The 14,601-nt window shown below is 56.4% G+C and carries 11 protein-coding genes; 6 read left to right on the plus strand and 5 right to left on the minus strand.

The features are described from left to right. The first annotated feature begins 348 nt into the window (after positions 1–348). Positions 349–1,341, plus strand: coding sequence for a universal stress protein (locus tag VGE80_RS22770; RefSeq protein ID WP_440594239.1), 993 nt, complete (start codon positions 349–351; stop codon positions 1,339–1,341). 159 nt (positions 1,342–1,500) lie between these two features. Here the strand turns inward: VGE80_RS22770 and VGE80_RS22775 are convergent, their stop codons facing one another. Then, positions 1,501–4,293, minus strand: a complete 2,793-nt coding sequence (locus VGE80_RS22775; RefSeq protein ID WP_440594240.1) for a cation-translocating P-type ATPase — start codon at positions 4,291–4,293, stop codon at positions 1,501–1,503. 2,532 nt (positions 4,294–6,825) lie between these two features. On the opposite strand from VGE80_RS22775, the gene VGE80_RS22780 reads away from it, so the two are divergent. Then, a complete protein-coding gene (locus VGE80_RS22780; protein ID WP_373652685.1) occupies positions 6,826–7,149 on the plus strand; it encodes a polyhydroxyalkanoic acid system family protein in 324 nt (107 codons plus the stop codon). Positions 7,150–7,586: 437 nt separating this feature from the next. Here the strand turns inward: VGE80_RS22780 and VGE80_RS22785 are convergent, their stop codons facing one another. Further along, on the minus strand, positions 7,587–8,411 hold the full coding sequence (locus VGE80_RS22785) for a DJ-1/PfpI family protein (protein ID WP_440594241.1): 825 nt from the start codon (positions 8,409–8,411) through the stop codon (positions 7,587–7,589). An 82-nt stretch (positions 8,412–8,493) separates the two neighbouring features. Continuing rightward, positions 8,494–8,946 carry a DUF6010 family protein gene (locus VGE80_RS22790; RefSeq protein WP_440594242.1) on the minus strand — a complete coding sequence of 151 codons (453 nt, stop codon included), beginning with the start codon at positions 8,944–8,946 and terminating at the stop codon, positions 8,494–8,496. Between the two features lie 82 nt (positions 8,947–9,028). On the opposite strand from VGE80_RS22790, the gene VGE80_RS22795 reads away from it, so the two are divergent. From VGE80_RS22795 to VGE80_RS22810, 4 genes are all read left to right on the plus strand, one after another. After that, positions 9,029–9,169, plus strand: a complete 141-nt coding sequence (locus tag VGE80_RS22795; protein ID WP_440594243.1) for a hypothetical protein — start codon at positions 9,029–9,031, stop codon at positions 9,167–9,169. After that, a complete protein-coding gene (locus VGE80_RS22800) occupies positions 9,153–10,154 on the plus strand; it encodes a GlxA family transcriptional regulator (RefSeq protein WP_397569556.1) in 1,002 nt (333 codons plus the stop codon). The genes VGE80_RS22795 and VGE80_RS22800 overlap by 17 nt, the downstream gene beginning before the upstream one ends. Before the next feature lie 250 nt (positions 10,155–10,404). After that, complete coding sequence (locus tag VGE80_RS22805; RefSeq protein ID WP_440594244.1) at positions 10,405–11,028, plus strand: FMN-binding negative transcriptional regulator; 624 nt, start codon at positions 10,405–10,407, stop codon at positions 11,026–11,028. Between the two features lie 142 nt (positions 11,029–11,170). Beyond that, entirely contained in the window at positions 11,171–12,115 is a 945-nt protein-coding gene (locus tag VGE80_RS22810; RefSeq protein ID WP_440594245.1) for an ADP-ribosylglycohydrolase family protein, read from the plus strand. Between the two features lie 126 nt (positions 12,116–12,241). Here the strand turns inward: VGE80_RS22810 and VGE80_RS22815 are convergent, their stop codons facing one another. Together VGE80_RS22815 and VGE80_RS22820 are read right to left on the minus strand one after the other, a co-directional pair. Continuing rightward, entirely contained in the window at positions 12,242–13,141 is a 900-nt protein-coding gene (locus VGE80_RS22815) for a hypothetical protein (RefSeq protein ID WP_373652680.1), read from the minus strand. Next, on the minus strand, positions 13,138–14,601 hold a 1,464-nt coding region (locus tag VGE80_RS22820; protein WP_440594246.1), incomplete at its 5' end, for a S41 family peptidase. The genes VGE80_RS22815 and VGE80_RS22820, both read right to left, overlap by 4 nt.

A 14,601-nucleotide genomic window follows, 5' to 3' on the forward strand; every position in this document is an offset into this window, starting at 1 on the left:
GGTCGCGGACGGTTCTTTCTTTTTACGAGCCTGCTGCTTGTCATCGTGTCCTGGGTTTCAAATAATTTAATCCAGTAGTCCCGTAGTGGGAAATTCAGTCTCGAACGCGACTCCAGGCGCACTGGAGTCGTGGTTTTGCGATTTTTATGACTCGAACCGAGACAATTTCCCTGTGGGCACTTCAATTTCGGGCTCTGATGTCGGTGATTTCCTGCTACCGTATCCATCCTCGCGGGCGACAACGAGTCGCGGAGTACATGCATTCTCTTCGTCGAGTCTTCAAGCGAACGCACTGCAACTTTGAAGATGCACCCGGGCCACGTTCAATTTCAGTAAAAGGATTTCCAGATGAATAGCGATGTCAGTGCTCATGTTGCGTACCGTCATATCCTCGTCGCAACCGATTTTTCTCCCCCTGCGGAAGCCGCGTTGAAGCAGGCTGTCTGGCTGTCACAGAAAACAGGTGCGAAGATCACGTTGGCTCATTGCCTTCCCAATATTCGCAAGCTGCTGGAGTCGGCTTCCTACGAGGGGAAGAAAGACTTCCTCTATGGCGAAGGAAGTACGTTCCATCATGAGGTCGAGCGTGACTCGCTTGCCAAAATGCAGAAGCTGATCGCTCAGACGAATATTGGCAGCGATCAGATCCGTCCCATCACGCTGCTCGGAGCCCCTCACCTGCAGATTGCGACAGCCGTTCAGAGCGAAGGCTGCGATCTGGTACTGGCGGGGACACGCGGGATGTCGACCTGGCAGCACTTTCTCATTGGCAGTACCGCGAAGCGGTTGGTTCGTAACTGCCCTGCCTCGGTCTGGATTGTTAAGGGGGAAACTCAAAGTCAGCCTCAACGGATCCTCGCAGCGACAGATTTTTCGGATGTCAGCCGCAAGGCGGTGCAAGAGTCGATCTCGATTGCGAATCAGGCGAATGCCGAACTGCATCTGGTGCATGTCATTGACTCACTTGACGCCACGGAAGAGGTCTTGAGTAAAATTCCGAACGGAAGCTCGCTGAGAAGCGAAGTCAACGTCGAGGCGAAAAAGCGATTCGACGAGTTTGTCTCTTCATTGAATCTCGGAACCCGGACCGTCCAGCAACATCTCAGCTACGGAACACCCTGGCAGGAAATCGGCAGGCTGACAAAGCACATCAATGCAGATCTGGTGGTGCTGGGCACCATTGGCCGCAGTGGCATCCGGGAACTGTTGCTGGGTAACACCGCCGAGAAAGTCCTCGATACCTGCGATTGCAGCATCCTGACCGTCAAACCGGCCGACTTCGTTTCACCGATCATCCCTCCATTTAAGTCAGGGGCCAGCGAAACGAAGACCGACGCATAGCCTCAACGACTGTTCCTGCGGTTGCAAACAAACCGGGGTCGGGCGTTCAGATTTCCAGACGGGCGACGGCAGTCATGATGTCAAAGTCGTGCCAGAACCAGTTCGGAAACTTGAATACCCGACCCCGTTTTTGCCCGAAGAGACTCCCCTCAACCCGGCTCAGTCCTGATCACTCCCCTTGCCTGCCATTCGCTGCACATGTTTGACAATCTCCACAACGGCCACCGGGATCAGGGAGCAAGTGACGATCAGTGCCCATTCGGAAGACGTGGGTGGAACCGTATTCAACACTCGTTGCAGAAGTGGAATATTGACAGCCGCCAGTTGGAGAAGCACGCAGATGATCACCGCCCCCCACAACCACGCATTCGCGAAGAGATGTCGCGTGAAGGCGGACCCGTTGCGGGACCTCGCGTTAAACGCATGAAAGACCTGAGACAGTGCCAGCGTCATAAAGGCAATCGTCGTGGCGCGTTTCAAGCCGTCCCCTTCGCTGCCGTGCCAGTTTAAACCAACGGCGAAGGCCAGCAGCGTCACTGCGGCGAGCAACAACCCTTCCCAGGTAATCAGGAAGATAAGACGAGGTGGCAGGATGGGAGTATCCGGGTCACGGGGTCGCCGCTTCATGATGTTGGGCGTCGAAGGCTCAAGTGCCAATGCAAACGCCGGGAAGATGTCGGTGATCAGATTCAGCCACAGGATCTGCAGTGCCGCCAGTGGCAGGGGCCAGCCGATCATGAGGGCCGCAAAGACGGTGATGACTTCCGACAGGTTGCACGAGAAAAGATAATGGATGAACCGGATGATGTTGCCGTAGATAATTCGACCCTGTTCGATCGCACCGACGATACTGGCGAAATTGTCGTCGGTGATCACCATGTCGGAATTTTCTTTGGCGACTTCAGTCCCCTTGATCCCCATGGCGATTCCGATGTCCGCTTCTTTCAGCGCCGGAGCATCGTTGACTCCATCACCCGTCATCGCGACGACGTGCCCCTGTCGCTGCAGAGCCGCCACGATTCGCAGTTTGTGTTCTGGCGAAACACGGGCAAAAACCCCGGCATCGGCGACCGCCTGTTCCCAGCGCTGGTCGTCCAGATCGACCAGTTCTTTCCCATGCACCAGTCGTAACGGGCGGCCATCGTGGTCGTGATCGATTCCCAGTTGCCGTGCAATTTCGCCGGCGGTTGCCTGCTGGTCTCCCGTCATCATGACGGTCCTGATTCCCGCCGTGCGACAGACTTCAATCGCCGATTTGGCCTCTTCGCGCAGTGGGTCACTCATGCCTACGAGCCCGATGAAGACCAGATTCGCTGACTCGCCCTCTTCGTCACCTTCGGCCCGTTCCCGTCGGCCGAGCGCGAGGACCCGGAGAGCCGCACTGGCAAGGATCTCGTTCTGTTCCTCCCAGTGTTTACGATCTTCGGGGGTGATCGGAACGACCTGGCCATCTCTCAGATGATGCTGACTGTCGGCGAGAAGGCTGCCGGGCGACCCCTTAATGAATTCGATATGTTGACCGTCGGAAGTCTGGTGTACTGTCACCATGCGTTTGTTATCGCTGTTGAAAGGGATTTCTCCGATCCGGGGAAACTGGTCGGCCAGTGCGTCGCGATCGAGCCCCCCCTTTTCGCCGACGACCACCAGCGCGGCTTCCGTCGGGTCCCCCAGAACGGTCGTCTCGTCCCCCTCACGTTCAATCGCGGCATCGTTACAGAGCATCCCGATTTGCAGCGCCTGGACGAGCGATTCATTGGCTGACGCTTCGACGGTCTGATTACCTTCCTGGAACGTCCCCTCGACTTCATAGCCTGTGCCAGTCACCTGAAAATGCCGCTGGTCTACAACGATCGTGCGCACGGTCATCTCGTTCCTGGTGAGCGTTCCCGTTTTGTCTGTGCAGATGACGGTGACCGAACCCAATGTTTCGACGGCCGGGAGTCGGCGGATCAGCGCCCGAGTTCTGGCCATTCGCTGCATTCCGAGCGCCAGCGTCATGGTCGTCGCAGCGGGCAATCCTTCCGGAACGGCAGCGATGGCGAGCGAGATACCGATCTCCATCATATGCCAGAAATCCGTGGTTCCTCTGATCCAGCCAGCCAGCACGATGACGGCGCATAAGATCAGGACGACACCAATGATCAGTCGACCCAGTTGGGCAAGCTGCTGTTCGAGTGGGGACGTCCGTGCGACCACTTCATTGATCAACGTTCCAATCTTGCCGACTTCGGTCTGGGACCCCGTCGAAGTGACGAGCATGCGACCCCGTCCGTTGGTGATCGTGGTCCCCAGAAACGCCATGTTCAAGCGATCGCCGAGTGCGGCATCGTCTTCGGCGATCGGTTCGGATGTTTTCGTAACCGGGACGGATTCACCCGTGAGGACGGCTTCTTCGATCTGCAGCCGGACGGCTTCCAGAATGCGCCCATCGGCGGGAACACGGGTCCCGGCAGACAGCACGACCAGATCACCGGGGACGAGATCTTGGGCGGGAATCTCGTGTTCATGACCATCGCGGACGACATGAGCGACAGGAACGGTTTGCCGTTGCAGCGCGGTTAATGCCTGTTCGGCCCGCCATTCGGTGAAAAATCCGATCATGGCGTTAATGAAGATCACAACGAGAATCGCCGCTCCCTCGATCTGTTCGTTCATCGCAAACGCAATGACCGTGGCGACGAGCAGTAAGCCGACAATCAGGCTTTTGAATTGTGAGATGAGAATGGAAAACGCTGAGCGTTCCGCGGCCTGAGCAATCGAATTGGGACCAACCCGTTTGAGTCGTTCTGCGGCTTCCGCGGAAGTGAGACCTGCTTCTTGATCTGTGTTTAACCGGCCAGAAATGTCATCGACAGAGAGCGTATGCCAGGCATCGAACTTCGTCGCAGCGTCAGGCGAAGCCCCGTTTTCTGATTCCGTCGAACCCGAAGCTGTGTCCGTGTGCTTTTGCACGTCGATTCCTCACAAAGAATTAGAGGCGCAGGTCCCCGATGCCAATCCGAAGCAATCATTACAAAATCGTCATCTCGCTCCTGATCTCAAACAGCATTACGTGTGCCAATGGGAATAAAAGGATTCCGTGTTTGATGGTGCAATTTCCCTTGGAATACGGGCACGGGCAAGCATCGGGGTGGTTCATGGAAACCAATGGATGCAGGGGGCCATGATAAGGTTTTTCGCCCTCCTCGGGCAGCGACTCTTTTGCAGGAAAGCCTGTGGCGGCGTGCGTTAAGCGTGCTTTCACAGTCTGTTCAAGAACGGGGATCGACTCCGAAGGTGTCCCGAAATCAACGAGGAACTTGCACCGTTCCCGGCGCCTGCACCCCGATTTCATCAGGCAGCGAAGCGACGTCCGGGGCGCAGCGCCGATTCTGAAATTGGCCCCCCCCGCCTTAATTCAAAGACTCGGCAAAAATACAGAGATGAGCAAGTTGAACAAGTTGAGCAACTTCCCTGTTTTCAGGGGCCAAACCGATAATCAAAGTCGCTCATTTTGAGCAAGTTGAGCAACTTCGAAGTCGTCTCCAGAATCAGTTCCAGGAATCAGGCCACCGCTCCGACTTACTCTACACGAAGGCCCCGCCAGGCAAACCCGCCACAGTATGAAAGAACAATAATCGAACCGCGGAAGGCTCCGCGAACGCGCTCCAACAGATCACCCGAAGCTCACCGAAACACGTTGGCAGGCCAACCGCTCACTCGGCATCGAATTCGTAACAGGTCAGGAAATTCAGGACTGACCCGCTTAGAAGCGGGATCGAATCCCCGGCCGCCCCCTGCAAACCAAACCAAGCGACAGGTCTGAACCTCTGACAGCAACGAAATCAGGTTTGAAACTTAAGCCCTCTCATCCTAGTGCGTGGTGTTTATTGCGTCAAGAGTTCTTGTCGTTAGATGTCTTCGTGCGGTTGCCTGCCGGGGAGAGTCCTGGGGACATGATCGACAGACCGTTTCTTGTTGAGACTGAGGGGCTGTCGATTTTTGGGTCGGATCAACTTACAAGAAATCACGCCTGCAGTTCGAACTGACGTCGGTCTCGCATGCGAGGGGGGATCATTTACGGATGAGGTTGCGGAAAGCGGTGTGCTCATCGATTTCATGCCGAGTGATTCGATGACGATCGCAATGATCGTCGTCGGTCAGTTCGAGCTCTGGAGGGTGGCCCAGACGTCGCTTTGGACGTCTGGGTTGCCGAGCAACAAGAGGCCTCAAGCCGTCCAGAATCAATGATGGTCGATTGGATGTTTGCGACAGGCAAACTGGTCGAGGCTCCCGTGAGATCGGGATTCACCAGGACGCCCAAGTTCAGTGGAACTGCCTGCGGCTTCGCCACCGTCGCAGTGTCTGAGAGGCGGGGAGTGCAGAACGGTCGAGGAAGAGTGGACCGACGCTCGATGGGCGAGACCCCGTAACGCCTGTACTTGTCCAAAAGTCCAGCAAGATCGCAAGGAGGATCGCGGTACACATCGTCTTCGTGACGGGGACCGCTGACAAAATCGTCGGCTGCTGTGACCCGCATCAATCGCTCGACGACAATGCCTCTTGGTCCCATGCCATCGGCTGGATCGAAATCGTCCCGCCCAGGAAAGCTGACTCCATGCCTGAGCGGGCAACAACGCGAGCACTGATCAAGTTGCCCGGATACACTGTAAGTTCCAACGGAGCAACTCGCGAGATACCCTTGTCGGCTGTCCGCTCACCGTTTTATGAAGGGCTGGAAGAATGGGACGTAGTGCAGTCGCGTTGCCTTTTCTGGAACGATGCAAAAGATTCCGAACTCAACCGCCAACATTCTGGCGCGTGGCGGCGCTTTCATCTCCCTTTGCATTCTTCCTCATCTTCTTCAGCGCCATGGTGTGGTACTTCTGGCACGCACGCGGGCAAGGCTTCCTGGGGTGGTCTATTGGCGCGTTCACACTGGGTGTCTTGTTTCGAGAATTCCAAATGATTCGTCAATTCATCCGAGTCTGGCCAACCATGTCCGAAGTCGTGGATTGGGACAAGCTGGATGCGCTCCTCTCAACGGAAACTGATCGAGGAGCATCAAATCCAGAGCCGACAAGTTCCGAATAACTGAGTTGGGTCCGTTCGTGAGAATACCCGCATCGCCAGACGGAATTTCCGGTCGACGCGAACAAGCAGACCAGAGGCCGCTCGCACGGGGGATCAATCGGGCTGAAGCCCGCCCCCAAGATCGTCGCGAGACTCACAACGGTGATTGTCTAAAATCGTACGGCGATGGTTTTGATGAAGTATCAGGATTCCGAGCGAATGTTGTAGGTTTGGATTGTTCGCAAGTAGCTGACTGCAGCTACCGAAAGACTTCCCTCTGCAAACCCAACGCGTAGTTTAATTTTTTCTGCGTCAAAGGCTGTGCAAATTGACGAGCGAGTCTGGCCTTCCGTGTGACATACCCGAATAATCCCGCTGCCGTGCGCACAGCACAACGACGTCCACTCACTCGATTTCATCAGGTGCCAATTCATGAGCCAGCCAATTGTCGTGAACGTGCCGCACAAATTGGGCAAGGCGGAAGCCAGGCGCCGGATTCAGGAGGGATTCGGGGCGATGCAGCACCTCGACGGTGGCGGTGTGCTGGGGATGATGTCCCTTGAGAAGCGATGGGAGGGGGACCAATTTCATCTGCAAGCGACTGGACTGGGCCAGAAGTTCTCGGCCGAATTCCAAATCCTCGACGATTCGGTCAATGTCACGGTCAGCGTTCCCGAATTCCTCGCGGCCCTGGGGGGATTCATCAAAGCCGCCGTCACCAGCGGAACCGTTAAAGCCCTTGGGCACTCCCGGTAGCGAGCGTCGGTTCACGGTCCCTTCGAGCAGACTGTCCGCCAGCCTTTGTCGTCCATTTCCTTTCATTCTGCCCCGCCGAAGAGGCCATGACGAGAAGTTTTCCGTCAGTGCATCCATGACGGCTCGCCGATCACGTCGGCAAGAATTCCAGAGCTGAGGGCCTCGTCGAGGTCGCACCGCGCAGTGAATCTTGCTCGTGGAGGCCACGCTCTCACTCGGGCGATACTGCGGCGATTCCGATTCCGACGGGGGGGAAGACCCGTTTGGGGACGTCATCCCTCCTCATCTCCGCGCCACTTAAAACGTCGCCCCAAGATGGAATCATCGAGCGAGGTTCTAGAGAGCGGTGGTTATCTTGAGGCGCTTGCCATTTGCCAACTCGGGGTCGCTCCCCATCGTTCAAGAGGAGCGACCTGAGCGGTTTGTCGTGAAGTGCATTACTTTACGGGAGTGTACTTGCTCATCTCGCGTGACGCAGTCCGGCACGTCGTTGCGAAGTTGTCGCTCAGCGGTCCGAGCCAGTCCTGGACCATTCTGGTAATCTTTTCGCCAGCCTTCTGAGGCGAGCCGGCGTCGAATGGAGGGGCGGGGTCGTACTCCAGTGCCAGTTGCATCATCTTGGCGATGTCCTCACCGAGGAGTTTGGCCAATAGCGCCAGTCCGAAGTCAATACCGGCAGTCACTCCTCCGCCCGTCAATCGGTTGCGATCAGCGACGATTCTCCCTTGCTCAGGGATCGCACCGAAGAACGCAATCGCGGGATGCAGAGCCCAGTGACAGGACGCTTTGTAACCTTGCAGTAGACCAGCGGCACCGAGGATTAATGAACCTGAGCAGACGCTTGTCACGTATTTTGCTCGGGATCCCCGATCCGCCATGAAGGTCAGCACTTCCGGGTCGGTCATCACGGGAATCTGCCCCGGTCCGCCGCCGACGAATAACACGTCTAAGTTGCTGGGGCAATCGGCGAGAGTTTTGGTCGGCTTAAGCACAATTCCCGTGTCGGTTTCGAGCAGGTCAGTGTTCTTCCACACGAGATGCAGGTTGCACGACGTTGACAGCACGGTCTGAGGGCCGAGCAAATCCAGCAGCGTCATGCCGGGGTACAACAACATCCCGACCTCGGGGAGCCGCCCCTGGTGCATCATCGGGAACCCACTGCCACTCCCTTGAATGCGGGGTTGCTCCGCGGCCGACAAATGGCTTGCCGAACCGAGTGCCGCTGCCGCCATGACTGTGCCACCAAACTCTCTCCGATTCATCGTAATCTCCCTTGGAAGAACCCTGAAATACGTGCAGTGATGAAAACCGCGCGGGTGCGCGGCTGCATGACGACTGCCAGCGTCATGTGTTTTTGCCAGACGTGGTTTCTCGGACTGACGACGGTTCTTGAATGTCAGTTCGCCGCCAAAGGTTGAATACGCTGGGGGCCTTCATGAAGAACCAGACAGCGAGTACCACATCACACACGGCGCATCCGATTGAGGATGTCGGCAGAAAGGAAATGATCGGTTGTCCGATGGAGTGATGCAGTACGTCTGACGTGGTGTGCAGAAGCCAACCGACGCCAATCGCCGGATAGAAGCGAAGTCCGATCCCTGCACACAGGAGAATCGCGGCGGACAATGGGATCTCGTAAACACCGAGCCCGTCGTTGAAGTAGGTACCGCTTGCGCCGGCAAGGATAATCGCCATCGATTTCTGGCGTGTCGGCTCTGTGACAAGCGATCCCATGGTGATGGCCACCAGGCCGACCAGGATCGGACTCCAGATATCATGCATTTGAATAGGGGTCATCTTGGATCCTGATATTTCCGCTTAACATTTATCTCACGAAGGGCACGGTTGCCGATGTGTGCCCCTCTCAAGGAACGCACACATGACGACGTCAAAGGCATGTACGGTTGACGTCCTGCAACTCTACTTGACGCGGCAGATGGCACAAATGACAATCGTCCGACAGAATCGGCCATTCTTATCGGATCAGGGAACAGCAGAGACAGATGAAACCACGCGGTAACAATCGAACGGCCCTGAGAACTCGCCGCATCGTGTTTCTGGCGTTTCGCGATGTTGTTCTGCTTGATCTCATCGGACCCTGGGAGGTTTTATATTTGGCCAATGTGCTGACCGGAGGAAAGACACCTCCTTACGAACTGGAGTTAGTAAGTGGTGATAATTCGATGGAGATTCTGTCCTGCGGAGGAATTTCTGTGGGAAGCCACCGCATGGCCAGGAATTGTCGCGGGGCGATCGACACATTGATCGTTCCTGCCAACGGCATGAGTGGGGAAACGCAACCATCGGCTCGCTCGTTGAAGATCGTGCAAGGCTTGGCGGAGCGCTCTCGACGCGTCGTTTCGATCTGTGGCGGTGCGATGCTCTTAGCGTCGGCTGGGCTGCTGAATGGCAAGCGCGCAACCACGCATTGGCTCGTCGCGGGTGAACTCGCTGCCCGGTTTCCTGAGGTGGTGGTCGAGCCGGATTCGATCTACGTCAAGGATGGAAATGTCTATACATCCGCTGGAGTGACGGCCGGGATCGACCTGGCGTTGGCTCTCGTTGAGGAAGATCTGGGGCGCGCGATCGCGCTCAAGTGTGCAAAACATCTCGTCATGTTCATTCGCCGCCCGGGCGGGCAGTCTCAGTTCAGCGCCACGTTGGAATCGCAGCAGACGGAACGAAACGTGATCAATGAACTCATCGCCTGGGCGACCGATAATCCGGCAGGTGATCTCTCGGTTGAGGGGATGTCGGTACGGGCTCACATGAGCCTCCGCAACTTTTCTCGCGTGTTCCGTAGCGAGGTCGGACAAACGCCTGCAGCGTTTGTCGAGAAACTACGAGTGGAAGCGGCACGCCGGCGATTAGAAGAGACAGATCAGCCGTTAGAGGTCATCGCAAAGCAGTGCGGATTTGGCAGCGCAGATTCGATGAGACGATCGTTCCAGCGGGTGATGAAAGTCGCTCCCAGCGACTACCGTCAGCGGTTCTGTCGGCAGTGATCATCAAAACCCGTGATCGTTCTTGTTCGAAGCGCAAAAAATGATATGACTCAGTTTCGGCTGCGTAATGCGCAGTGAAAAGCAGACTGAAGCGCAGAGGCAAAACGGCGTCTGCGACCAGGGAGTTGTCGGAAGAAGACCTTTCCAGGAGGCGCCATGAACGACGACTCCCTCTGAGCAATCACGGCCATGGGGCCGATCGCCGTCACCACTTCAGCCAGTCTGCGGCATACCACTGAGGAGCTTCGATATGTATACCCCTAACTCGTTCAGAATCTCCGATACTTCGGAGCTTCACGCCATCATACGGAAACACAGCTTCGCCATGCTGGTCACGCATGGCAAAAGTGGAATGACTGCAACACATCTTCCACTGCTTTTTGACGCAGGGGAAAATTCCCACGGTGTCTTACTCGGTCACATGGCAAGGGCGAATCCGCAGTGGCGGGAAACGGAGGGTGAGGTTCTGGTGATCTTTCCAGGTCCCCATGCCTACATCTCACCGACCTGGTACGAGACTCCAAGAACTGTCCCGACTTGGAACTATGTGACAGTGCACGCATACGGTTCGTTGCAGCTGATAGAGGACCGCGATCGTCTCCATGACATTCTCACTCGGACCGTTACGGTCTATGAGGAACGAATGCCGAAACCGTGGTCCTACGATATCAATGACCCAGAAATGGAGAAGATGCTGAAGTCAATCGTAGGCTTTCAAATCAACTTGAGCCGCTTAGAGGGCAAAGCAAAACTCAATCAGAACCATCCTGAAGAGCGTCGCCGTCGGGTGATTCGAGCTTTGGAATCGCAGCCACGCGACGACTCCCGCGACATCGCCAAGCTTATGGCAGTCTCTCTTTCTGACGGTACCTGAAATCCATACTTATTCGTCGAACGTCATTCCCGCCAAGGTGTGCGTCACGATAACGGGGATTGTCCGATTCTGGCAAAATTTTCGGACGGTACCGTTGCTGATCGACGGTTGGCTTTGACGATCGATTGCTTATCGATGTTCCATGCTTAGCATAGTTGTGTCTGAATCAGCGGGGTACGACGTGATGGGAATGGATTCGATTGAATTGCGATTGATGCGGGCCCGATTGGCGCTGGAGGGGTTGTCGGTCGGAGATGCGCTGGGAGAGCGTTTCTTGTCGCCGTGGGTTCGGGACATGTGTCTGCGTGACCGGATTGTGCCCGAGGGGCCGTGGCGCTGGACCGATGACACCGCGATGGCTTTGGGAATCATCGAAGTCTTGGATCGACATGGGCGGATTGATCAGCACGAGTTAGCCAGCGTGTTCGGTCGTCGTTACACCCTGGATCCTGATCGAGGATACGGTCCCGCCCAGCACGACTTGCTGCGGAACATTCACCGCGGCGCGGACTGGGAAGTCGAGTCGCGGGAGTTATTTGGGGGAACCGGTTCATTTGGGAACGGAGCGGCGATGCGCGCGGCACCCGTCGGCGCCTATTTCGCGGATGATCTCTCGTGCGTTGTCGAGCAGGCCGCACTTTCGGCGGAGGTGACGCATGCTCATCCAGACGGAATGGCGGGGGCAATTGCCGTGGCGGTGGCTGCCGCCTGGGCCTGGAACTGGAGCCAGTCTCAACAGAACTTACCTGCCAGCGACTTGCTGAAGCTTGCTCACGAGTTGACCCCTTCAGGTCCCACTCGGACCGGGATTGAACAAGCTCTGACAATTCCGCTGACTGAGTGGGAATTTGATGTGGCAAATCGACTTGGCAATGGCTCCGAAGTCTCTTCGGCAGATACGGTTCCCTTTTGCCTGTGGGTCGCGGCTGCGCACCTGGATAGTTATTCCGAGGCACTTTGGACCGCCATTCGAGTCCACGGTGATATCGATACCAACTGCGCGATTATTGGAGGAATTGTTGCGCTGGCGAATGGAAAGAATGCCATTCCGTCAGAATGGAGTCGTCAGCGGGAGCGGCTGGGGTAAGAAGTCTTGTCCGTTTCTGCATCGTGCTCCCGTGCGAGCGGAACAGAGTTCAAGCCGGCCTGTTCGCTGTTGAGCCGATCGAATGCGATTAAACAACCGACGGTCTTACGCTCGCATGTCTCGATATCAGTTCGACATGTCGAACCGCATGATCCGGCCAGAGGCGAAGCCGCAGATGATGAAGTCGCACAGCGGTGAGAGGATGATTTTCTGGATGTCGTCAGGGACAGTGACATTCCATTCGGGATTGCCGGCATCGTCCACGCTGAACAGGGTTCGTTCCATCGTGTAGGCGACGATCTTCCGCTTGGCGAAACCGCAGGTGACGAGTCCCACGGTCCCGTCGCAGATAAAGGTCCCGCGGGTGTTGCCGTTCTGCCCGTCGAAGGCCTGGATCCCTTGTGCGTAGCTGGCGAGGAAAAAGGACCGTCCGTCACCGGTCGCCGCCACATCCCCCACCGTTGACCACAACTTGCTGGTCCAGACGGGTGTCCCGTTCATCTTATAGCGGCCGGTCAGTCCATACTCCGAGGCGACCAGAAGATCGGTCGTGCCGGAAAGAAACTGCATGTGGCGCAGTGGCCGTACGGTTTCGAACCGGCTGAACTTCTTATTTTCCTGAGAATAGATCAGGTTGACGCCGTCGGCCTGACCCAGAGCGACGTGGGAACCATACGGATCGACGGAAATGGCCAGAATTTGATCCGAGAGATCTCGTGTCCACTGAAACTGCAGATTTCGATTGAACCAGCCGACCAGATGATCATCGAGAACGGCTGCCCCGGCGACCCCGGTATCAGCCCAGGCAAGTCGCTGTACGGAGTGGCGAGTGCGAGTCAGGGCCCGGACCTGACCTCGGCGATCCAGAAGATAAATTCCGCCAGAGACATCGGCGGCGAGGACTTCGCCCGATTCTCGTGAGAAACGGATGTCTGTCAGGGGGGCATCGACAGAAAACGACCAACGGAGCGTCGGTCGGTTCCCGCGCCCCGTGGTAATCAGCCAGTCCGCCACTCCATCGTTCATCGTTTCGCCAGTTGTTTACGCAGTGTTTCCAGCCCTGCTTCGACGTCTCGATCATCTTCGATTTGACCACGGGTTCGACTGCGTTGAGCAAGACGATCAGAGTCGTCAGTCACTTGAACGTGTGGTTGAATTCCGATCTTACCGTAGGTGCTGCCGTTGGGCGAATAGAACTTGGCCGTTGTCAGACGAAAACCGGTATCAGCGTGACCGGGAAGAATGCTTTGAACCGACCATTTCCCATAGGTTTTCCGTCCGACGATGGTGCCACGACGATGGTCGTTCACGGCTCCTGCGACGATTTCACTGGCACTGGCACTATCGCCATCGACCAGCAGGACCAGAGGGCCCGTCCAGTCAGTCGCATCTGAATGGGCCGAGTAGGTCGTGTTCTGATCCTGGACTCGTCCACGCGTTGAGACAATCACGCCATTCCCCATGAATCGGTCGAGAACTTCGACGGCGGCAGTCAGAAGTCCCCCAGGATTTCCACGGACATCCCAGATCAGTGCTTCCATCCCTTCACGTCGCAGTTTGGTCAGTGCGGCGTCGAGTTCTTCAGCCGTGTTCTTCTGGAATCCCGTCATCCGGATGTAGCCGATTCGATTGGCACTATCGATGATCTTAACGACAGGAATACTTCGCACTTTCACAGAGCGGCGAGTCAGGGTCGCGACTCGTTCTTCCTGAGTGGTACTATCCGCCAGCGTCAAGCGGACTCGACTATTGGGCTGGCCCTGGAGCATTGTCGCGGCTTCTTCGGTGCTTAACTTGCGGCAGTCACGTCCATCGATCTCGACGATGTAATCACCGATCTGCGCTCCTCCTTCCGCAGCGGGGCTTTCCGCCAGCACATTGACGAGCAACAGTCCTTTGCCGCTCTCTGCTTTCATCTCGATGCCGATTCCGACGAACTGTCCATCGATATTGTTGTAGAGGTCGTCGAGCTTACCGGGCGTCAGGTAGCTGCTGTAATCGTCCAGCGAATTGCATCCGCCGAAGACGAACTCCATGACGATCGCGCTGGCAGACAGTTTGAGGTCACGCTGTGCATAGTCCGACAGTTCAATGACCGTCCGTCGTGCTCCTTCCGCACCGTTGACCTTCTTGTTCCAGTACTGATCCCGCAGCATGCGGCGGAACTGGGAAATACTTTCCTGTTCGCCGTACGGAATGTTTTTCTGGAGGAATTTCTCGTTATTCAGCGCGAAGTAGAGACTTTCGGTTCCGTGTGCGATGAAGTCTGTCGCACTGATGGAGTCGACATAATACTGTCTGACTTTATCGAGAACGTCATCCAGATAGACCAGGGCTTCGACCCGGGACATGGGAAGCATGTTATTGAGGAAGGATTTGTCGGCGTAGCGTCGTTCGACCGAGAAATGGACCTTCGACTGACGCAGACCTTGCTTCAGCTGTTCGCTGTTCGGCCAGGTCTTCAGCGATTTCTCATAGAACTCAAT

The organism is Schlesneria sp. (assembly GCF_036405755.1).
GTDB lineage: Bacteria > Planctomycetota > Planctomycetia > Planctomycetales > Planctomycetaceae > Schlesneria > Schlesneria sphaerica.

Bases quoted from the DNA above. Each gene is read 5' to 3' on its own strand.
- VGE80_RS22770 (WP_440594239.1), top strand. From the start codon at position 349: ATGAATAGCGATGTCAGTGCTCATGTTGCGTACCGTCATATCCTCGTC.
- VGE80_RS22780 (WP_373652685.1), top strand. From the start codon at position 6,826: ATGAGCCAGCCAATTGTCGTGAACGTGCCGCACAAATTGGGCAAGGCG.
- VGE80_RS22785 (WP_440594241.1), bottom strand. From the start codon at position 8,411: ATGAATCGGAGAGAGTTTGGTGGCACAGTCATGGCGGCAGCGGCACTC.
- VGE80_RS22790 (WP_440594242.1), bottom strand. From the start codon at position 8,946: ATGACCCCTATTCAAATGCATGATATCTGGAGTCCGATCCTGGTCGGC.
- VGE80_RS22795 (WP_440594243.1), top strand. From the start codon at position 9,029: ATGACGACGTCAAAGGCATGTACGGTTGACGTCCTGCAACTCTACTTG.
- VGE80_RS22800 (WP_397569556.1), top strand. From the start codon at position 9,153: ATGAAACCACGCGGTAACAATCGAACGGCCCTGAGAACTCGCCGCATC.
- VGE80_RS22805 (WP_440594244.1), top strand. From the start codon at position 10,405: ATGTATACCCCTAACTCGTTCAGAATCTCCGATACTTCGGAGCTTCAC.
- VGE80_RS22810 (WP_440594245.1), top strand. From the start codon at position 11,171: ATGCTTAGCATAGTTGTGTCTGAATCAGCGGGGTACGACGTGATGGGA.
- VGE80_RS22815 (WP_373652680.1), bottom strand. From the start codon at position 13,141: ATGAACGATGGAGTGGCGGACTGGCTGATTACCACGGGGCGCGGGAAC.